The 21,587-nt window shown below is 49.3% G+C and carries 18 protein-coding genes; 14 read left to right on the forward strand and 4 right to left on the reverse strand.

The genetic code is table 11. The features are described from left to right. The first annotated feature begins 19 nt into the window (after positions 1–19). From rpoC to tuf, 7 genes are all read left to right on the forward strand, one after another. Positions 20–3,670: a DNA-directed RNA polymerase subunit beta' gene (rpoC, locus tag DXB70_RS02270; RefSeq protein ID WP_118672575.1), complete on the forward strand. Its 3,651-nt coding sequence runs from the start codon at positions 20–22 to the stop codon at positions 3,668–3,670. Positions 3,671–4,030: 360 nt separating this feature from the next. After that, a complete protein-coding gene (locus DXB70_RS02275) occupies positions 4,031–5,128 on the forward strand; it encodes an N-acetylmuramoyl-L-alanine amidase (protein WP_117796278.1) in 1,098 nt (365 codons plus the stop codon). Positions 5,129–5,149: 21 nt separating this feature from the next. Next, positions 5,150–5,566, forward strand: coding sequence for a DUF5684 domain-containing protein (locus tag DXB70_RS02280; RefSeq protein WP_022358471.1), 417 nt, complete (start codon positions 5,150–5,152; stop codon positions 5,564–5,566). 393 nt (positions 5,567–5,959) lie between these two features. Then, a complete protein-coding gene (gene rpsL, locus DXB70_RS02285) occupies positions 5,960–6,379 on the forward strand; it encodes a 30S ribosomal protein S12 (RefSeq protein WP_022358472.1) in 420 nt (139 codons plus the stop codon). Between the two features lie 305 nt (positions 6,380–6,684). Then, positions 6,685–7,155, forward strand: coding sequence for a 30S ribosomal protein S7 (gene rpsG / locus DXB70_RS02290; protein ID WP_022358473.1), 471 nt, complete (start codon positions 6,685–6,687; stop codon positions 7,153–7,155). A gap of 15 nt (positions 7,156–7,170) precedes the next feature. After that, positions 7,171–9,291: an elongation factor G gene (gene fusA, locus DXB70_RS02295; RefSeq protein WP_118629195.1), complete on the forward strand. Its 2,121-nt coding sequence runs from the start codon at positions 7,171–7,173 to the stop codon at positions 9,289–9,291. Between the two features lie 155 nt (positions 9,292–9,446). Beyond that, on the forward strand, positions 9,447–10,640 hold the full coding sequence (gene tuf / locus DXB70_RS02300; protein WP_107000672.1) for an elongation factor Tu: 1,194 nt from the start codon (positions 9,447–9,449) through the stop codon (positions 10,638–10,640). A gap of 288 nt (positions 10,641–10,928) precedes the next feature. Here the strand turns inward: tuf and DXB70_RS14035 are convergent, their stop codons facing one another. The 3 genes from DXB70_RS14035 to DXB70_RS02315 all read right to left on the reverse strand — a co-directional run bounded on the left by DXB70_RS14035 (position 10,929) and on the right by DXB70_RS02315 (position 14,298). Continuing rightward, the gene (locus DXB70_RS14035) at positions 10,929–11,657 is read right to left on the reverse strand and encodes a hypothetical protein (RefSeq protein WP_147353111.1); all 729 of its coding nucleotides are present in this window, start codon (positions 11,655–11,657) and stop codon (positions 10,929–10,931) included. Between the two features lie 222 nt (positions 11,658–11,879). Next, the gene (locus DXB70_RS02310) at positions 11,880–12,995 is read right to left on the reverse strand and encodes a glycosyltransferase family 2 protein (RefSeq protein ID WP_118672576.1); all 1,116 of its coding nucleotides are present in this window, start codon (positions 12,993–12,995) and stop codon (positions 11,880–11,882) included. A gap of 175 nt (positions 12,996–13,170) precedes the next feature. Then, a complete protein-coding gene (locus DXB70_RS02315; protein ID WP_107000661.1) occupies positions 13,171–14,298 on the reverse strand; it encodes a carbohydrate kinase family protein in 1,128 nt (375 codons plus the stop codon). Positions 14,299–14,796: 498 nt separating this feature from the next. Between DXB70_RS02315 and DXB70_RS02320 the strand changes: the two genes are divergently transcribed. The 7 genes from DXB70_RS02320 to hisD all read left to right on the forward strand — a co-directional run bounded on the left by DXB70_RS02320 (position 14,797) and on the right by hisD (position 20,882). Continuing rightward, on the forward strand, positions 14,797–15,519 hold the full coding sequence (locus DXB70_RS02320; RefSeq protein ID WP_118672577.1) for a TraX family protein: 723 nt from the start codon (positions 14,797–14,799) through the stop codon (positions 15,517–15,519). A 191-nt stretch (positions 15,520–15,710) separates the two neighbouring features. Further along, on the forward strand, positions 15,711–16,046 hold the full coding sequence (locus DXB70_RS14295) for a FeoA family protein (RefSeq protein WP_242995768.1): 336 nt from the start codon (positions 15,711–15,713) through the stop codon (positions 16,044–16,046). Between the two features lie 94 nt (positions 16,047–16,140). Next, a complete protein-coding gene (locus tag DXB70_RS02330; protein WP_022359013.1) occupies positions 16,141–16,365 on the forward strand; it encodes a ferrous iron transport protein A in 225 nt (74 codons plus the stop codon). Positions 16,366–16,397: 32 nt separating this feature from the next. Continuing rightward, the gene (gene feoB, locus DXB70_RS02335; protein WP_118637883.1) at positions 16,398–18,581 is read left to right on the forward strand and encodes a ferrous iron transport protein B; all 2,184 of its coding nucleotides are present in this window, start codon (positions 16,398–16,400) and stop codon (positions 18,579–18,581) included. A 201-nt stretch (positions 18,582–18,782) separates the two neighbouring features. Beyond that, positions 18,783–18,938, forward strand: a complete 156-nt coding sequence (locus DXB70_RS14090; RefSeq protein WP_022359011.1) for a hypothetical protein — start codon at positions 18,783–18,785, stop codon at positions 18,936–18,938. Further along, entirely contained in the window at positions 18,935–19,354 is a 420-nt protein-coding gene (locus DXB70_RS02340) for a heavy metal-associated domain-containing protein (RefSeq protein WP_118672578.1), read from the forward strand. Before DXB70_RS14090 ends, DXB70_RS02340 begins: the two co-directional genes overlap by 4 nt. Positions 19,355–19,619: 265 nt before the next feature. Then, the gene (hisD, locus tag DXB70_RS02345) at positions 19,620–20,882 is read left to right on the forward strand and encodes a histidinol dehydrogenase (RefSeq protein WP_347474989.1); all 1,263 of its coding nucleotides are present in this window, start codon (positions 19,620–19,622) and stop codon (positions 20,880–20,882) included. A gap of 92 nt (positions 20,883–20,974) precedes the next feature. On the opposite strand, the gene DXB70_RS02350 is transcribed toward hisD, so the two are convergent. Further along, positions 20,975–21,454: an S-ribosylhomocysteine lyase gene (locus DXB70_RS02350; RefSeq protein ID WP_118672579.1), complete on the reverse strand. Its 480-nt coding sequence runs from the start codon at positions 21,452–21,454 to the stop codon at positions 20,975–20,977. Positions 21,455–21,587 lie beyond the last annotated feature (133 nt).

Raw genomic sequence — 21,587 nt, forward strand, 5'->3', positions numbered from 1 at the left:
ATAGGAGGGAGTACCGCTCATGCCAGAGACAAATGAAACATATCAACCATTGACATTTGACGCAATCAAGATCGGTTTGGCATCCCCTGAAAAGATTCTGGAGTGGTCTCACGGCGAGGTTAAAAAGCCGGAGACCATCAACTACAGAACATTAAAGCCGGAGAAAGACGGCCTGTTCTGTGAGAGAATCTTTGGACCGAGCAAGGACTGGGAGTGCCACTGTGGTAAATATAAAAAAATCAGATATAAAGGTGTTATCTGTGACCGCTGCGGCGTTGAGGTTACAAAAGCCAGCGTCCGCCGTGAGCGCATGGGTCATATCGAGCTTGCAGCTCCGGTTTCCCACATCTGGTATTTCAAGGGAATTCCGAGCCGCATGGGTCTGATTCTGGACATTTCTCCGAGAACTCTGGAGAAGGTTCTGTACTTCGCTTCCTATATCGTGCTGGATCCGGGACAGACCGGACTGCAGATGAAGCAGGTTCTGTCTGAGAAGGAGTACCGTGACGAGATCGAGAAATACGGTTACGGTTCTTTCCGTGTCGGCATGGGTGCCGAGGCGATTCAGGAGCTTTTAAAGGCGATCGACCTGGAGAAGGATTCTGAGGATCTGAGAAACCAGTTACAGGATGCAACCGGACAGAAGCGTGCCCGTATCATCAAGCGTCTGGAAGTCGTAGAGGCATTCAGAAATTCCGGCAACAAACCGGAGTGGATGATCATGACCGTTGTCCCGGTTATCCCGCCGGATATCCGTCCGATGGTACAGCTGGATGGCGGACGTTTCGCAACTTCCGACTTAAACGATCTGTATCGTCGTATTATCAACCGTAACAACCGTCTTGCAAGACTTCTGGAGCTCGGCGCACCGGATATCATCGTGCGCAACGAGAAACGTATGCTTCAGGAGGCAGTTGACGCATTAATTGATAATGGCCGCCGTGGCCGTCCAGTTACCGGTCCTGGCAACCGTGCCCTCAAGTCCCTTTCTGATATGTTAAAGGGTAAACAGGGACGTTTCCGTCAGAACCTTCTGGGTAAGCGAGTTGACTATTCCGGACGTTCCGTTATCGTCGTAGGACCGGAGTTAAAGATTTACCAGTGCGGTCTGCCGAAAGAGATGGCGATCGAGCTGTTTAAACCGTTCGTTATGAAAGAGCTGGTTTCCAACGGAACCGCTCACAACATTAAAAATGCAAAGAAGATGGTAGAGCGCCTTCAGCCGGAGGTTTGGGACGTTCTCGAGGATGTAATCAAAGAGCATCCGGTTATGTTAAACCGTGCTCCTACACTGCATCGTCTGGGTATCCAGGCATTCGAGCCGATTCTGGTAGAAGGTAAGGCAATCAAGCTGCATCCGCTTGTTTGTACCGCGTTCAACGCCGATTTCGATGGCGACCAGATGGCGGTACATCTTCCGCTTTCCGTGGAGGCACAGGCAGAGTGCCGTTTCCTGCTGCTTTCCCCGAACAACCTGTTAAAACCGTCCGATGGTGGTCCGGTAGCCGTTCCTTCCCAGGATATGGTACTCGGTATCTACTATCTGACCCAGGAACGTCCGGGCGCCAAGGGCGAGGGCATGGCATTCAAGAGCATCAACGAGGCGATTCTTGCATACGAAAACAAGGTTGTTACCCTGCATTCCCGTGTCAAAGTAAGAGTAACCCGCACGATGCCGGATGGCACAACGAAGACTGGTATCATCGAGTCTACCGTTGGACGTTTCATCTTCAACGAGATCATCCCGCAGGATCTGGGCTTCGTAGACCGTTCCCAGAAAGAGAACGAGCTGAAACTGGAAGTTGACTTCCACGTAGGCAAGAAGCAGTTAAAGCAGATTCTGGAGAAGGTTATCAATGTCCATGGTGCAACCCAGACAGCGATCACCCTGGATGATATCAAGGCGATTGGCTACAAGTTCTCTACACGTGCAGCCATGACCGTATCGATTTCCGATATGACCGTACCGGCAAGCAAGCCGAAGCTGATTGCTGACGCGCAGGCAACGGTTGACCATATCGCAAAGAACTTCCGCCGTGGTCTTATCACAGAGGAAGAGCGTTACAAAGAAGTTATCGAGACCTGGAAGGCAACCGATGATCAGCTGACTCACGACCTGCTGACAGGACTTGACAAATATAACAACATCTTCATGATGGCTGACTCCGGTGCGCGAGGATCGGATAAGCAGATTAAACAGCTTGCTGGTATGCGAGGACTGATGGCAGATACGACCGGTCATACGATTGAACTTCCTATCAAGTCCAACTTCCGTGAGGGTCTGGACGTACTGGAGTACTTCATCTCCGCACACGGAGCTCGAAAAGGTATGTCCGATACGGCTCTGCGTACTGCCGACTCTGGTTACCTGACCAGACGTCTGGTAGACGTATCCCAGGATCTGATCGTCCGCGAGGAGGACTGCTGCTGGGATAAGCCGGAGATTCCGTATATGGAGATCAAGGCATTCATGGATGGTCAGGAGACCATCGAGACATTGCAGGAGCGTATCACAGGACGTTTCATCGCTGAGACAATCATAGACCCGGATACAGGTGAAGTGGTGATTGAGAAGAATCATATGTGTACGCCGAAGCGTGCAGCGGCTGTTATGGCAGCACTGAAGAAACAGGGCAGAGATTCCATCAAGATCCGTACCGTCCTGACCTGTAAATCCCACATCGGTGTGTGTGCGAAGTGCTACGGTGCCAACATGGCAACCGGTCAGCCGGTTCAGGTCGGTGAGGCAGTCGGCATCATCGCGGCACAGTCCATCGGTGAGCCTGGTACACAGCTGACCATGCGTACGTTCCACTCGGGCGGCGTTGCCGGTGGCGATATCACACAGGGTCTTCCGCGTGTCGAGGAGCTTTTCGAGGCACGTAAGCCGAAGGGACTTGCTATCATCGCTGAGTTCGGCGGTGTGGCAACCATCAAAGATACCAAGAAGAAACGTGAGATCATTATCACGGATAATGAGACGGGCAATTCCAAGACCTACCTGATTCCTTACGGCTCCCGTATCAAGATTCAGGACGGCGCGGTTCTGGAGGCTGGTGACGAGCTGACCGAAGGTAGCGTGAACCCGCACGATATTCTGAAGATCAAGGGCGTCCGCGCCGTACAGGATTACATGATCCAGGAAGTACAGCGTGTATACCGCTTACAGGGTGTAGAAATCAACGATAAGCATATCGAGATGATCGTACACCAGATGTTAAAGAAGATTAAGATTGAGGAAAGTGGAGATTCCGACGTACTGCCGGGCGTATCCATGGATGTACTCGATTTCAACGAGATGAACGAGGCGCTGGAAGCCGAGGGCAAAGAGCCGGCGATCGGACGTCAGGTTATGCTGGGTATCACCAAGGCATCTCTGGCAACCGACTCCTTCTTATCCGCTGCATCCTTCCAGGAGACAACCAAGGTTCTGACCGAGGCTGCCATCAACGGAAAGGTAGATAAGCTGATTGGTCTGAAGGAGAACGTTCTGATTGGTAAGCTGATTCCGGCTGGTACCGGTATGAAGCGTTACCGCTCCATCAAGCTGAACACTGATGTTGAGGAAGAGGATGATATCGATCTGGCAGAGGACGACTTCAACGAGCCGGCTGAACTGGACGAGGCAGACAAGATTGTACTCAACGAGGATGAGCTGAGTGAAGAATAATTAAAAATGAAAAACGGAATCGTTTTTTGGAGATCGCCGCAGAGATGCGGCGGTCTTTTTTTGTGCCAATGATGCGCACTCGCGCGAAGCTGTAGGTTGTCGCAAGCGACCGCGCGAGACGCCCGAATGTGCCAAGGCACATTCGTTCCTGCCATATCATAGACAGAAAACCGTAAGAAATAGAAGCGCGGGATTGGTTGAATCGAAGGGGAAAATCCGTTATACTTATAAAGGAAATGTTTAAAATCCAAAGTAATGTGATTAAATTGTATAAATTTAAAGAACAAATTTAACGATTTTAGACTTTCAAAACAGAAACAATTATTTTAAAAATAGAGACATTGGAAGGAGATTATATAGATGAAGAGACACAATTGGCTCAAAAAACACACACTGGGACTGGCGGCGGCTCTGCTGATGACAGCCGGTATGTCGCAGATCGCGCTGGCAGGTGACTCGGTGTATGTCAATACGTCTTCCCTGCGCTACCGGACATCGGCGCAGATCAAGGACAATAATATCGCGGGCAATCTGTCCTACGGTCAGAAGCTGGAGCGCGTGGGAACCAGCGGGCAGTGGACGATGATTCTTTTGAATGGAAAGAAGTATTACGTTTCATCCGCCTATGTGACAAGCAAAAAACCGGCATCTGCAGGTGCTGTCCAGACAACCAGCCAGACAGCAGCGGGAGCGCAGACATCCGGCGGCACGGCGATCGCACTTTCTTCTAATTATAAATACGCAAATTATTCAAAGATCAACAGCGGAACTGCGACCCTGTACCGCTCGACGGCTTCCAACAAGAAAAATAAAGTGGTCTGTGTCAATGCCGGACATGGAACAAACGGTGGCGGAAGCGTCAAGACCCAGTGTCATCCGGATGGAAGTGCGAAAGTAACCGGCGGCACAACCGGAGCCGGTGCTACCTCAGCAGTGGCAGTTTCCAGCGGTATGACCTTTGCAGATGGAACAGCAGAGAGCAAGGTAACACTTGCTATGGCAAAGGTGCTTAAGACAAAACTTCTGAATGCAGGCTATGATGTACTGATGATCCGTGAATCAGATGATGTACAGCTGGATAATATAGCCCGTACGGTCATTGCGAATAACAACGCGGACTGTCATATAGCCTTGCACTGGGATTCAACCAGCAGCAACAAGGGTGCTTTTTTCATGAGCGTTCCAAGCAATGCAACCTACCGTGCGATGGAGCCGGTTGCCTCTCATTGGAAGCAGCACAACCAACTGGGCGAGTCGCTGATCAGCGGCTTAAAGAGCGCGGGTGTGAAGATTTATTCCAAAGGCAGCATGGAGATGGATTTGACCCAGACTTCCTATTCGACGATTCCGAGTGTGGATATTGAGCTGGGAGATAAGGCGTCCGATCATTCGGGTGCGACGCTTGAGACGCTGGCGAACGGACTGCTGACTGGCGTGAATACGTTTTTTGGACAGTAAAAACTGAAAGGAGGAAAGCGTATGGGATTGGTGGCGTTTATTATGGCATATGCATTATTTGCGTTTATCTTTTATATTCTGCAGGTAATTGCATACTGGAAGATCTTTACAAAAGCCGGGGAAGAAGGATGGAAATCCATCATTCCGATTTACAATGGCTATGTACAGTACCGGCTGACCTGGGATGTGCAGTATTTTTGGGTGGCACTGGGACTGGCGGTCGGCGGAGGTATTTTAAATTCCTTCGGCGGAATCGTGGGAGTTATCGGTTCGCTTGCGCTTCTGGGAACAGCACTCATGAATGTGGTGGCACTCTATAAGCTGGCGTGTGCCTATGGTCACGGGATAGGATTTACGATTGGTTTATTTTTCCTGAATCCGCTTTTTATGCTGATTCTTGGTTTTGGTGATTCGGAGTACATGGGACCGCAGGAGTAGCGGAAATGAAGTTCCGGGATATTTAAGATATTTTCCAGACAAAAAAGAGTCAGACGAGACAATAGAGGGTTTTGCACTGTACCTGGCTACAGCACAAAACCCTTGTTACTGCTCACAGGTAGGCACTTTTGGAACCGAAAGTGCCGTAAGAAAACGTGGTGGCAGCAGGAATTTGCCGTATTTAAATGCGAAGCCACGGCAAATTCCGTTACTGGGCACGTATGCGTGAACAGTAACAAACCCTTTATTTTACGGGAAAAATTTGCATTTTATACCTTGACAGTGCAACTCAAACTAGCTATAATAAGTAAGCGTGCAAAATTCAAGGAATTTCTGCGCGGAAATACAAGCTTAAAAAAGCAACCACAGACAATATCACAGGAGGTGAAAAGGATGCCTACATTTAACCAGTTAGTAAGAAAGGGAAGACAGACATCTGAAAAGAAATCAACAGCTCCGGCTCTGCAGAAAGGATACAACTCTTTACAGAAGAAAGCTATCAACGTTTCTGCACCGCAGAAGAGAGGCGTGTGTACAGCCGTTAAGACTGCAACACCTAAAAAGCCTAACTCTGCTCTTAGAAAAATCGCCAGAGTTCGTCTTTCCAACGGTATCGAAGTAACAAGCTACATCCCGGGTGAGGGACACAACTTACAGGAGCACAGCGTTGTTCTGATTCGTGGTGGTCGTGTAAAAGACTTACCAGGTACCAGATACCACATCATCAGAGGTACTCTTGATACTGCAGGCGTAGCCAACAGAAAACAGGCGCGTTCCAAATACGGCGCTAAGAGACCGAAAGACAAGAAATAATTTTAATTAGGTAGAAGTTCTATTAGATTTAGAATGAATGTGCCGGACTTTGATATTGATCCTGTAGGTTGCAGGGAATCATAGAACCGCGCACGAGACGCAGGTTGAACTTAGAGAGAACCTGCCGAGTAGGAAGAGAGGAAGCACCATGCTCAATGTCGCGCTGAAAGACGCGCTCGTTTCGCAGGTGCGCTTTCACACTAAGCTCGTGAGGAACCTCGCTAAGTGTTCAATGCGAGTACCTAAGATCTAATGAATGGCTCCCGCGGCTCCCCGCCGGAGCAGATATTAAGGAGGGAAGTAACGTGCCACGTAAAGGACATACTCAGAAAAGAGACGTATTAGCGGATCCGCTGTACAACAACAAGGTTGTTACTAAATTAATCAACAACATCATGCTGGACGGCAAAAAGGGCGTTGCTCAGAAGATCGTATACGGCGCGTTTGATCGTGTCGCTGCAGAATCCGGTAAGGAAGCTGTAGAGGTTTTCGAAGAGGCAATGAACAACATCATGCCGGTTCTGGAAGTTAAGGCAAAACGTATCGGTGGTGCTACCTATCAGGTACCGATCGAGGTTAAGCCGGAAAGAAGACAGGCTCTTGCACTTCGCTGGATCACTCTGTACTCCCGTAAGAGAGGCGAGAAGACTCAGGAAGAGAGACTGGCAAAAGAGATTCTGGATGCAGCTAACAACACTGGTGCATCTGTGAAGAAGAAAGAAGATATGCATAAGATGGCAGAGGCTAACAAGGCATTTGCTCATTACAGATTCTAATAGGAGGAAAAAGCTTTGGCTGGAAGAGAATATCCGTTAGAGAGAACCAGAAATATTGGTATTATGGCTCATATCGATGCTGGTAAGACTACCACTACTGAGCGTATTCTGTATTATACTGGTGTTAACTATAAGATCGGTGATACTCATGAAGGTACTGCTACCATGGACTGGATGGCTCAGGAGCAGGAGAGAGGTATTACCATCACTTCTGCAGCGACAACCTGTCACTGGACTCTGCAGGAAAAATGCAAACCGAAACCAGGCGCTCTGGAGCATCGTATCAACATCATCGATACTCCAGGACACGTTGACTTCACGGTTGAGGTTGAGCGTTCCCTGCGTGTACTGGACGGTGCTGTAGGTGTATTCTGTGCTAAGGGTGGTGTAGAGCCGCAGTCTGAGAACGTATGGCGTCAGGCTGATACCTACAATGTACCGCGTATGGCATTCATCAACAAGATGGATATCCTGGGTGCAAACTTCTATGGCTGTGTAGAGCAGATCAAGACCAGACTTGGTAAGAATGCTATCTGTTTACAGCTTCCGATCGGCAAGGAAGATGATTTCAAGGGAATTATCGACCTGTTCGAGATGAAAGCATACATCTACAATGATGATAAGGGTGAGGACATCAGCATCCTTGATATCCCGGAGGATATGAAGGATGACGCTGAGCTTTACCACACCGAGCTGGTAGAGAAGATCTGCGAGCTGGACGACGATCTGATGATGGCTTACCTTGAGGGTGAAGAGCCGTCTGTAGATGAGTTAAAGAAAGTATTAAGAAAAGCAACCTGCGAGTGTCAGGCAATCCCGGTATGCTGTGGTACTGCATACAGAAATAAGGGTGTTCAGAAGCTCCTGGATGCAATCATCGAGTTCATGCCGTCTCCGCTTGACATCCCGCCGATCAAGGGTGTTGACCTGGATGGCAACGAGACTGTAAGACATTCTTCCGACGAAGAGCCGTTCTCCGCTCTTGTATTCAAGATCATGACCGACCCGTTCGTAGGTAAGCTGGCTTACTTCCGTGTGTACTCAGGTGTTATGAACTCCGGTTCATATGTACTGAATGCAACAAAGGACAAAAAAGAGCGTGTTGGACGTATCCTTCAGATGCATGCCAACAAGCGTCACGAGCTGGAAAAGGTTTACTCCGGTGATATCGCAGCAGCGATCGGATTCAAGTTCTCCACCACAGGTGATACTATCTGTGATGAGCAGCATCCGGTAATCCTGGAGTCCATGGAGTTCCCGGAGCCGGTTATCGACATCGCTATCGAGCCGAAGACCAAAGCTGGTCAGGACAAGATGGGCGAGGCTCTTGCAAAACTGGCAGAGGAGGATCCGACCTTCCGTGCTTATACAAACAAAGAGACTGGTCAGACAATCATCGCTGGTATGGGCGAGCTCCATCTGGAGATTATCGTAGACCGTCTGCTTCGTGAGTTCCACGTTGAAGCTAACGTAGGTGCTCCGCAGGTAGCTTACAAAGAGACCTTCACAAAGGCTGTAGATGTAGACAGCAAGTATGCAAAACAGTCTGGTGGTCGTGGTCAGTACGGTCACTGTAAGGTACACTTCACTCCGATGGATCCGAACGGCGAAGAGACCTTCAAGTTTGAGTCCAGCGTTGTCGGCGGTGCTATTCCGAAAGAGTACATCCCGGCTGTAGGCGAAGGTATCGAAGAGGCTGCTAAGGCAGGTATCCTCGGCGGATTCCCGGTACTCGGCGTTCACGCTGACGTATACGATGGTTCCTACCATGAGGTCGACTCTTCTGAGATGGCTTTCCATATCGCAGGTTCCATGGCATTCAAGGATGCTATGCGTAAAGGTAACCCGGTACTGCTTGAGCCGATCATGAAGGTTGAGGTAACCATGCCGGAAGAGTATATGGGTGATATCATCGGTGATATCAACTCTCGTCGTGGTCGTATCGAGGGTATGGAAGATATCGGCGGCGGCAAGCTGGTTAAGGCTTATGTTCCGCTGGCAGAGATGTTCGGTTATTCTACCGACCTTCGTTCCAGAACTCAGGGACGTGGTAACTACTCCATGTTCTTTGAGAAATATGAGCAGGTTCCGAAGAGCGTTCAGGAGAAAGTTCTTGCTGGAAAAGCTGAGAAATAATTAAAAATGTAACTATATTGCCTTTTCCGGGCAGATAACTGCCCGGAAAAGCAATATTAGGCTTGAAAAAACGGCTCTAATCGAATATAATTAGAGTCAGCCTAACATAAATTGAGATACCCGTATTGGGTGTAAATTAAGGAGGACGTCTTAAAATGGCAAAAGCAAAGTTTGAAAGAACTAAACCGCATTGTAACATTGGTACTATCGGACACGTAGACCATGGTAAAACAACCCTGACAGCAGCTATCACAAAAGTTCTGGCTGCAAGAGTAGCTGGTAACACAGCTGAGAACTTCGAGGATATCGATAAAGCTCCGGAAGAGAGAGAGCGTGGTATTACTATCTCTACTGCACACGTTGAGTATCAGACAGAGAAGAGACATTACGCACACGTTGACTGCCCAGGACATGCTGACTACGTTAAGAACATGATCACTGGTGCTGCTCAGATGGATGGCGCTATTCTGGTTGTAGCTGCTACCGATGGTGTTATGGCTCAGACAAGAGAGCACATTCTGCTTTCCCGTCAGGTAGGCGTACCGTACATCGTAGTATTCATGAACAAGTGCGATATGGTAGACGATCCGGAGCTGCTTGAGCTGGTTGAGATGGAGATCAGAGACCTGCTGAACGAGTACGAGTTCCCGGGCGATGACACACCGATCATCCAGGGTTCTGCTCTGAAGGCTCTTGAAGATCCGAACGGCGAGTGGGGCGACAAGATCATGGAGCTCATGGACGCTGTAGATTCCTACATTCCGGATCCGGTACGTGCTACTGATAAGCCGTTCCTGATGCCAATCGAGGACGTATTCACCATCACAGGTCGTGGTACTGTTGCTACCGGCCGTGTTGAGCGTGGTACTCTGAAACTGAACGATGAGGTTGAGATCGTTGGTATTCACGAGGAGACTCGTAAGACTGTTGTAACTGGTATCGAGATGTTCCGTAAGCTGCTTGATCAGGCTGAGGCTGGTGATAACATCGGTGCTCTGCTTCGTGGTGTTCAGAGAACTGACATCCAGCGTGGTCAGTGTCTGGTTAAACCGGGCTCTGTAAAATGCCATAAGAAATTTACTGCTCAGGTTTACGTTCTGACAAAAGACGAGGGTGGTCGTCATACTCCGTTCTTCAACAACTATCGTCCGCAGTTCTACTTCAGAACCACTGACGTAACAGGCGTTTGTGAGTTACCGGCTGGTACCGAGATGTGTATGCCGGGCGACAACGTAGAGATGACTGTAGAGCTGATTCATCCGGTAGCTATGGAGCAGGGTCTTCGTTTCGCTATCCGTGAGGGCGGCCGTACAGTAGGATCTGGTAGAGTTGCTACTATCATCGAGTAATCAATGAATTAAACAAAGGTGCTTCTTGTATGCGCAGCAGGCAAGAAGATGTACCGTATATATATTATAAAGTCGCTTCCAGGAAGCGCATTGTGTCCAGACGTAAGAGATACCCCGGAACCGTAAGGTTTCCGGGGTTTTTCTGTTGTTTCATAGGAAATTGCGTTCTATGAAACAACAAACGCTCCGCGAGGATGCGTACTCGCGCGAAGCAGAAACATGTCGCAAGCGACCGCGCGAGACGCCGAATGTGTCAAGGTACATTCTTTTTCACAGAATTTCAGCCTTTTACGCATTGTCGGTTGCCAGAAGTCCGGCGGCACGCAGGTTGGCAAGAAGTTCATTGAAGCGTTCAACGACATCTTCAGCACTTGTTGCATCTGCGACGGGAGCAGCGGCGGTAACGGTGGCGGCGGGACCGGTAGGACCTGTAGCGCCGGTAGGACCCGTTGCGCCGGTAGCTCCTGTAGCGCCGACAGCTCCTGCAGCGCCGGTAGGACCTGTAGCGCCAGTCGGACCCGCAGCGCCGGTAGCTCCTGTAGCGCCAGTTGGGCCGGTAGCGCCGTCAGCCCCGGTCGGCCCAGTCGGACCCGCAGCCCCGTCAGCGCCAGCCGGCCCAGTCGGACCCGTAGCGCCCGCAGCCCCGTCAGCGCCAGCCGGCCCAGCCGGACCCGCAGCGCCGGTAGCGCCGGTCGGCCCAGTCGGACCAACAGCCCCGGTAGTGCCGGTCGGCCCAGCTGGACCCGCAGGACCGGTAGCGCCGGTCGGCCCGGTCGGACCAGTCGGCCCAGCCGGACCCGTAGCGCCGTCCAGTCCATCGAGTCCGGCAGCACCAGTGGGACCGACAGGTCCGATCGGTCCGGGGCAGCCGCGTGGTCCTATGGGACCGGGACGACAGCAGTTGTAGGGTTCAAAAGAACCGGGACAGCCGCGATCGCGTCCGCAGCGCCCATAGCCGTTATTTTCATAGTCACTATCATCAAAATAGTAGGGAAAATTACATGAATGACGAAACATAAAAAACTCCTTTCCAGATTTAGGACATCCATCCTGATGTAGTATATGTGTGCGATGAAAGAGATGTGCATTAGCAGAAAGGGGCGGGGAAATTGAGGGTTGGGAACTGTGGAATATTATAAGTGTGGAAGACGGTAAGAATGAATGTAGAAAGTGTGGATGCCGCTGGATGGAAGGACTCCCAGTCCGCTGCTCAGACCACTGCAGAGGTCGGAGCGAATGTCACAAGATAGGTAATCCGTTTGTTTTATGGTTTGAGGATATGGTTTGAAAGTATTCTTCATTTGTCAAAACCGCCGGAGAATCCGGGCGGATTTTTTTTGTTTCCTTATGATAATACAGTGCCTTATCATAGTTTCCCATCCGATCATAGCAGACGCATAGCTGGATTAAAGGAATGAAATCATAGTAATCGGCTTCGATAAAGGCATTTGGATGATATTCTGGTCGGTCTTTGAGGGCAAGCTGGTACCAGAAAACAGCCTGGGAAATTTCTCCGAGGGAAAGTTTCAACCGTCCGATCTCACAGCAGGTTTTAGCACGTGGGCGGTCGTAGAGAAAACTCTGGAACAGAGAAAGCTGGCTGGCAGCCGTATTTCTGAGCATTTCATGGCAGCGCGCCAGAAGTAGACAGGCGTCCGCCTTATTTTCATACCACCCGTCCGGTTCGTTTAGGAAATGTTCCAGAACCGGGCGGGCTTTTTCGTATTGTTTGTGGTCGATGAGTTCGCGGGCGTAGTAGTATTGATGGCGCGGATCGAGCAGTTCGCCGTCTGCAAGCATTGTTTCATAGATTTTCAGGTTCCGGTCAGAATGGGTGAGAGCGGAAGCAGGCTTCCGGTGTTCGATCTTAATAGGAGAATAGAGAATTCTGCCGCGTGGCGCGATGGCTTCGTGGACGCGTCCTTTCCAGCGAAAATGCCGGTCCGTTCGCAGAATCCGTTCGCGATCGTAGGTAAATGCAGGTGTGCCGTCCGGCTGGAATCCAGCGATGTATTTCATCATGACAACGTCGGGCTGCGGGGATTTGCTTAAAGTTTCTTTCAACTTTAAAATCGCTGTAATCGATTCTGCGGGAACGACATCGTCGGCGTCGAGCCACATCCAGTATTCGGTTGTGACCTTTTCACAGATGAAATTGCGCGCGGCGGCGAAATCATCGTTCCACGGGTAGTGATAAATATGTTTGGTGTATTGCCGGGCGATTTCTACAGTTCGATCGGTGGAACCGGTGTCGGCGACGAGGATTTCATCCGCAAATTGTATGGCAGATGCTAAAACACGCGTCAAAACGGCTTCTTCATTTTTGACGATCATACATAGGCTGAGGCGGATCATGGGATCTCCAAAATCAATATCAAATTGATATTAATATATGAAAGAAGTTTTTAGATGTGTACAGACATTATATATATAATTATATAAGGATAAACAGGAGAAAAGTAACGTACTTTTCTCCTGAAATGATGGCTGCAATTCACTCTGCGCTATTTAACAGCACTTGAAAAAAATATTATAGAGCTTCGAAAAAAGCATCGGTCAATTTCTGTATATTCAGATACGGGTTCTCATAATCAAAACTACGCATCCGTCCCTTGGCAGCCAGAACACCGAGCTGGATCGGCTCAGCGATATCCGAATTGAGCCGATCATCGAGCATACCGCTGATGAAACCGCCGGCAAAGGAATCACCGGCGCCGGTATCGTTGTTTAGCTGGTACTGGTAGAGCTTTTTGTGGCGGACTGTGCGGATCTGACATACGCCGTCCTTAAAATGGATCAGCTCATGGCGGTCATCGTGCTTGACAATGAGGGTGCGGGTGGGATCCGGGTTGATCGCAGAAAAATACTCACAGAGGTTCGCGTAGAGCGGACGGGCGCTGCGGGCATTGAAGCCGAGGTTTTTCTTTTCGGATTTATTTAAGAAAACATAATCGGCATATGCGATCAGTGGCTGTAAGCGCTCACGGCGCAGCGATGTATACTCAAAACCAGGATCCATGCTGACTTTCATGGCAGGATTTAAATGTTTTGCCTGGATGACCGATTGCATGATTGCCTCGAATTGGTCGAAATCAGACAGGGATGACAGGTGGATCCAGCGGGCCTGCGCGAGGTACTCCGCCAGTGTGGTTCCCGTCCGGGCTTCCTGTTCATGGATGCGGTCTAAGAGAGTGTTGTTGGCACACGGCGCGATCTTGATGCAATTGCGCGTGTGATTATAAAGGCGGACAATCGATTTGGCAATCGCTTTGGAATATGGATCGTCGAAGCGCTCGCGCGTGGTAAACAGCCAGTCACGGTTATCCAGGTGCGCCAGCTCGGCGTCAATGTCATTTGTCTTGCCGAAGCGCAGATCGAATGGACTGGGCGTGCCGCACACGCCGACGTAAGCGACCTGCAGGTTAGGGAGAATATGCTTTGCCACTTTCAGGGTGATGAAAGCAGAACCGCCGATCTGGGTTGTGTATTCCTTGCCTTTTATCGCCAGCTCCTGAATATCGTTTTCCACATCGGAAATCGGGTTGCTTAAGTTCTCGTCGCCTCCACCGGCGGATGTCTCCACCAGATCGAGCCCGGTGCAGTGAAACATATAGTCATAATTGATAGCGCCAATGCAAATAATATCTAAACCTGCCATGAGATTCTACCTCTTTTGTCCGTGTATTTTTTAGTATTTAAAATGAAGAGCGGTGCGGGATTTTTGCTTTTTCAGCAGGATCTCGCACCAGCACCATTTACAGAATATAACACGGTTTTTCGTTTGTCAAATAAAATGTAAAATTAATGTAAAAAAGACGCGGAAAAGTGCCGAAAACCCTTTATTTATAAGAAAAAATGGCATTTTTTTATTAGAGAAAATAGTAACTGTTCAGTAGGTCTGCGCATTTACTGCGCGTGACTGTGAAGGTACTGAACAGTTACAGAAAATTAAAGAAAAAAATGGGTAGAAAGAGTGGAAAATGAGAATGGGAAAATAGGGGAGAAGGAGAAAAAGAGAGTGGAAAAGTGCGGATGGACAGAGAGTGTAATATTCAGTATAATTTGATGGAATAGAGATAGAACGGACAGGGGATGAAGGGAGGAAAGTGCGATAAAAGACCGAATCAATGAAAAGCAGAATGAGAAATCAGAGAAAATGCAAAGAGCGGTTTTAACCCGCCTCCATCTCAGCACGTTCTCCCTTAAATATTTAGCGCTTCTGGCGATGACGGCAGACCACATTGCGGTGATCTGCAGACCGGTTCCGGGATTCCGGACATTTGGGGATCTGGCGTTTCCATTGTTCGCCTTTTTATTAGTAGAAGGTTTTTTTCACACGCGGGATCGCAGATGTTATGGACGGAAGCTGCTTTTGGCGGCGGTTGTGTCGGAGATTCCGTATGATCTGGCATTTTCCGGACGGTGGATGGATGCACAGCACCAGAATGTCTGCCTGACCTTTTTTCTGGCGCTGGTTGCGATGGAGCTGTTAGAGCGGTATGGAAACGGTATCTGGGAGAAGCTGGTGCTGACGGCAGTGTTCTGTACGCTGACAGAAGCGGCGGGAGCAGACGGCGGCGCATGGGGTATGGGACTGGTGCTGGCATTTTATTTTTGTGTAATAGGAAATTCAGGCACTAACGTGCCAAGGCACATTCTTTTTCATGAGAAAACGGCAGGGGTGTTTATGAAGATAATCGTTGCCGTCCTCATCGGAGCGTTCGCGTGGCAGGAACCCCTCTGGGTGCTGGCGCTCACGGCTGTCTGCTTCATGTTATATGATGGCTCCAGAGGTCGGAGCAGATTTCGTTCCTTCTTTTATGTCTATTATCCGGCGCATCTTTTGACGCTGTATTTTGTGGGAAAATGGCTGGGATGACTTTTATCCTATGGGAATTTTTGACAATTTTCGGGCGTAAAACACGCCCTTTTTTTATTTCCAGGTCAGGCAAAAAAACTTGACAATAAAGTTAGCATGTGCTAACCTTATGTATGGGTTAGGAGAAACTAATGAAAATTAGTCTCATCTAATAAAAATTAGCTCTCTCTAACAACTGTTAGCAGGCACTAATGAAAATTAATGTACGCGAATCAATTAGATTACCGGCAGATGAAAACAGCCGTTTCCGCCAAGTGAGACATCATGACGGGCAGAAGGTGGAAAAACAGAGGAAGGAGAATCGTATGCAGGGAGCAATGCCGATTTCGATGGCAACCGTAGGAACCGCCTATACGATCAAAAAGATCAGCGGAAACACAGAGGTTCGTTCTCATTTAAAATCCATGGGATTTAACGAGGGAACCGAAGTAAAATTGATAACCCAGCTGGACGGAGACGTGATTATTCACGTAAAGGAGTCCAGAGTGGCTATAAATAAGGATCAGGCAAGACACATTCTGGTCTAAGACAAGGGAATGGGGATATTCCGGAGCAGGTTGTATGGTAGAAAAGCAGACGGAATCCCGAGTAAAAAATTGGAATGGTTAGGAGGAACAGAGAATGACGCTTAAAGATGCACAGGTTGGATCTACCGTCAAAGTTGTCAAGATTCATGGCGAAGGCGCATACAAACGCCGCATCATGGATATGGGCATCACGAAGGGAAGCGAGATTTTTATTCGAAAAGTAGCTCCGCTGGGCGACCCGGTAGAGGTTACGATTCGTGGATATGAGCTTTCACTTCGTAAAGCCGATGCTGAGTGCGTAGATGTTCAGACAGTTTAATAAGTTTGATTAAAAAAGCAGGAGGATGAAAAATGGCAATTCATATTGCTTTGGCGGGTAACCCGAACTGCGGTAAAACAACCATGTTTAACGCACTGACGGGTGCTAACCAGTACGTAGGTAACTGGCCGGGTGTTACAGTTGAGAAGAAAACCGGTAAATTAAAAGATGCTTCGGGAGAAGAAGTAAATGTAACGGACCTTCCAGGAGTTTATTCCCTTTCTCCGTATACACTGGAGGAAGTTGTAACCCGTGATTTTATCTTAAAAGAGAATCCGGATGTCATCGTAGACTTAGTCGATGCAACCAACATTGAGCGTAACCTGTATCTGACCACACAGCTGATCGAGACAGGTATTCCGGTTGTTATCGCTTTAAATATGTGCGATCTTCTGAAGAAGAACGGCATTAACATTGATGTAAAGGCACTGTCCAAGAAACTTGGCTGCCCGATCATCGAGACTTCCGCGCTGAAGAAAACCGGTCTGAAGGAAGTCATTGCAGAGGCAATCAAAGTTGCAAAGAGCCATGCAGCAGGCACTGTAAGTGCTATTTTCGAGAGCAGCGTAGAGGATAAAGTAAGCGCAATCGAGGCAGAGCTTCCGTCCAGCATTCCGGATGCAGAGAAGAGATGGTATGCAATCAAAGTTCTCGAGAATGACAGCAAGGTTGCAGAGCAGCTTGGCCTTAGTGCAGACAACCGTTTCTCCCGTTACACCAAGGAACTGGAGAAAGAGTTTGATGATGACGCTGAGTCCGTTATCACTGACCAGAGATATGTATACATTCAGAAGGTTATCGAGGAGACCGTAAAGAAACCGGCTCAGAAAATGAGTCTTTCTGATAAGATCGATAGCATCGTAACCAACCGTTTACTTGGTATTCCGATCTTTGTTCTTGTTATGTGGGCGGTTTACTATGTATCCGTTACTACCGTGGGTACATTCGTAACAGACTGGACCAATGATACATTTGTTGGTGCAATTCAGGGCTGGGCTGGCGATGCGCTGGCAGCAGCAGGCGCTTCCGACCTGATTGTAAGCCTTGTAGTGGATGGTATCATCGGCGGTGTTGGCGCCGTTCTTGGTTTCGTTCCGCAGATGGCTATCCTGTTCCTGTTCCTTTCCATTCTGGAAGATTGTGGCTACATGGTACGTATCGCATTCGTTATGGACCGTGTATTCCGTCACTTCGGACTGTCCGGTAAGAGCTTCATCCCGCTGCTGATTTCCTCTGGCTGCGGTGTTCCAGGTATCATGGCGTCCAAGACCATCGAGCAGGACAACGACAGACGTCTTACCATCATGACCGCTACATTCGTTCCGTGTGGTGCGAAACTGCCGGTTATCGCTCTGATGGGCGGCGTTATGGCTGGCTATATGAGCGGCGACATGGATCTGGCTACTATGATGGCTCCGATCATGTACTTTGTAGGTATCGCTGCGGTTCTTGTATCCGCTATCATGTTAAAGAAGACAAAACCGTTCTCCGGCAAACCAGCTCCGTTCGTTATGGAGCTTCCGGCGTACCACATTCCGTCCGCTAAGACCGTTCTCCTTCATGTTTGGGAGCGTCTGAAGGGATTCATCATCAAGGCTGGTACAATCCTGTTCCTGGCTTGCGTTGTTATGTGGTTCCTGTCCTCCTTCGGATTTGTAGACGGTGGATTTGGTCTGGTAGAAGAATCTGCAGATTCTATCCTGGCTATGCTGGGTGGTGCTATCGCAATCCTGTTCCGTCCGCTTGGTTTCGGCGAGTGGCAGCCAGTTGCAGCTTCCATCACTGGTTTCACAGCAAAAGAGGCTATCGTTTCCACCATGGGTGTTCTGGCGAATGTATCCGAGGATCTGTCTGAGGAGACCGATGTCGTAGCAGCAGCTATCCAGACATGGTTCCCGACAACCATCGCAGCCTTTACATTCCTGCTGTTCAACCTGCTTGACTCTCCGTGTCTGGCAGCTATCGCAACGATGGCACAGCAGCTCCAGTCCAGAAAATGGTTCTGGTTCGCTATCCTGTATCAGAATCTCTTCGCTTACGCTGTATCCCTGATTGTATATCAGTTAGGTGGTCTGGTACTTGGCGCAGTTGCATTCAACGTATGGACTATCGTGGCAGCAGTCCTTTTGGTATTCATGCTCTTCATGCTGTTCCGTCCGGATCCATACAAGGATCAGAAGAGCTACACAAGAAGCTCTGTAGAGGCAGCTTCATAAGTTAGTTTCTAAATGAAAAATAAAACAGGTTCTGCCGTCCGGCCGGTGGTTTTGCGTTTCCGCTGACCGGGCATCGGCAGGTGCCTGTAATCATAAGTGATAAAATCAATCCTTTATAAGGCTGCCTCGGATAGCAGAATGAAAGTCTGCTGTTTGGAGGCAGCTTTATTCGATTTCAAAAAAGAAAAGGAGAAAGCATAGATGGGAGATTCATCCGGCTCCATGTTTTATGGTGTGATTGGTTTTCTGGTAGTTTATTTTGTAGGATATTTTATCTGCCGTGTGTATGATAAAATAAAAAAGATACTCCGAAGCCATTCATCGAAAAGTCAGAGAAGAGAGGACGATAACGTATGAGACCGATTGATATTGGAATTTTAATTGTAGTAGCGATTTTGCTTTTGCTGGCATTACGTTCGGCGATCCGTCATTACACGGGAAAGGGCGGCGGATGCTGCGGATGCTCCGGTGGAAGCTGCGGTTCCTGCGGCAGCGATGGGAATGTTGGTGCGCGCGGCGAAGATCTTTCCAAGAAAGCGGTTACAGCGGGTACCCCGTCCAAGATCATGCGGATCGAGGGTATGCACTGTGCAAACTGCAAGAAATCCGTTGAAAAAGCCCTGACCGCCCAGAACGGCGTCATCCGTGCAGATGCGGACGTAGACAGAGGCATTGCCCGCGTGTTCTATGAGAATGGAGTGGACGATGCGAAGCTGCAGGAAGCGGTTGAAAAAGAGGGATTTGTGGTTAAGAATATTGAGACGGTTGTCTAAGAGAAAAAGTGTGATCCTGTTCTGGTGTTACTGTTCACGCAAACGTGCCCAGTAACGGAATTTGCCGTGGCTTCGCATTTAAATACGGCAAATTCCTGCTGCCACCACGTTTTCTTACGGCACTTTCGGTTCCAAAAGTGCCTACCCGTGTACAGTAACGTTCTGGTTTCAGATGTGCTGGATAGGTTTATTTTGTATCGCAAAATAAAAAGACTTGTGGTATACTTGGAAAAAATGATAAAACTTATACAGAGAGGCAGAACGTATGATCAAGATTATAAAAGAAGCACAGGTTCGAAGCGAGGAAGATAATCGGAATCTGCGAGAGACCGTGGCGGGGATTATTGGTGAGGTCCGGGGGCGCGGGGACGCGGCTCTGAGGGAGTACAATGAGAAGTTTGACGGATGTACCCGTGAATCGCTGCGGGTCAGCCGGGAGGAGATTGATGCGGCTTATAAGGAGCTGGGCGAGCAGGAGCTGGCGGATCTGAAAGCGGCGCATCACAATATTGAGGCATTTGCGAACGCGCAGAGGCAGACAGTGAAACCCCTTGACAATTTCAGCCCGGAGCCGGGAGTCTTTTTAGGACACCGCATCATTCCGGTGGAGTCCTGCTGCTGTTATGTGCCGGGCGGCAATTATCCGCTGTATTCGACGGCGCTGATGTTAGCGACTCCGGCGAAGGCAGCGGGTGTAAAACGTATCACCGCCTGCTCTCCGGTAGTGCGGGGAACGGGTCATATCAATGCCAAGACGCTGGTAGCGATGGATCTGGCTGGCGTGGATGAGATCTACGCATTGGGCGGTGCACAGGCGATCGCAGCATTTTCCTATGGAACTGAGAGCATCAAGCCGGTGGATATTATTGTAGGGCCGGGTAACCGCTTCGTAACCGAGGCGAAACGTCAGTGCTACGGGCAGGTCGGCATCGACTTTGTAGCCGGGCCGAGCGAGGTTCTGGTAATCGCGGACGGAAAAGCGAGCGCGAAGGTGGTAGCGGCGGATCTGCTGGCACAGTCCGAGCATGATGTCAATGCGAAAGGCATTCTTCTGACAACCGATGAGGCATTTGGAAAGAGCGTGATTGAGGCGGTAGAGGAAGAGCTGAAGATTCTGGATACGGCAAAGATTGCGAGACAGTCCTGGGATACGTTTGGAGAGATCGGTGTGGTAGACAGCCTGGACGAGGCAGTTCAGTATACGAATGAGTATGCACCGGAGCATCTGGAGCTCAACGTGGAAGACCCGGATGCACTGATTCCGAAGTTGGTTAATTACGGTTCTCTGTTTATCGGTCAGAATACGGCAGAGGTATTTGGTGATTATGCTTCCGGAACCAACCACACACTTCCGACTCTTCGGGCGGCACGTTATACCGGCGGTGTCTGGGTTGGTACATTCTTAAAGACCTGTACCCATCAGAGCATGACACCGGAGGCGTCCGCGCGGATCGCACCGCTTGTATCGCGTATGGCGCATGGAGAAGGATTATCTGGACATGCAGCGGCTGCGGATGCAAGAAAATAGGGAAAATAGAAAATAATAGAATAAAACCCCTCGGATGCTGCAGCATCTGGGGGTTTTGTGTTTCAAAGCATACCGCCTGCTATTCTTGTCTTTTATTCCGGATAAACCAGTCTCTCCGGACCAATTCCATCTAAGACTTCGCGCAGAAAGCGGTCAGCCAGCCAGTTTGCCATCGGCAGGTTCATATCGAGGTAGTTGCCGCAATCTTTTGCACAGGCACCCGGAACCTCGTCTTTGTAGTCGCGCATGAAAGTAAAGAGCCCCTTCATCAGCGGAACGATCTCCTCGGATGTCAGGTCGCCTGCGAGAAGCAGGTAGAAGCCGGTGCGGCAGCCCATCGGTCCGAAGTAGAGGACGCGGTCTTTCCACTCTTCATTGTTGCGAAGCCAGGTGGCAGCCAGATGTTCGATGGTGTGAACTTCAGCTGTATTCATAACCGGTTCAAAGTTCGGCCGTGTCATGCGGATATCAAAGGTTGTGATCACCTGATCCCCTGCGCGGTCCTTGCGGGAAACATAGACACCGGGAAGCAGCTTCAGATGATCGATAGTAAAGCTGGTGATTTTATCCATGAAAAAATACCTCCTAAATCAAAAATGCCAAAATTCTTTTGACCTAACATCATTATATAAAGAGACAGGCATAAGAACAAGCACTTATTTTTTTGCAGTCTTAAAAACGCGGAAGCCAGCTACTACAATTAAA

It is taken from the genome of Clostridium sp. OM05-5BH, from assembly GCF_003481505.1.
In the GTDB taxonomy this organism is placed as follows: Bacteria; Bacillota; Clostridia; order Lachnospirales; family Lachnospiraceae; genus Otoolea; species Otoolea fessa.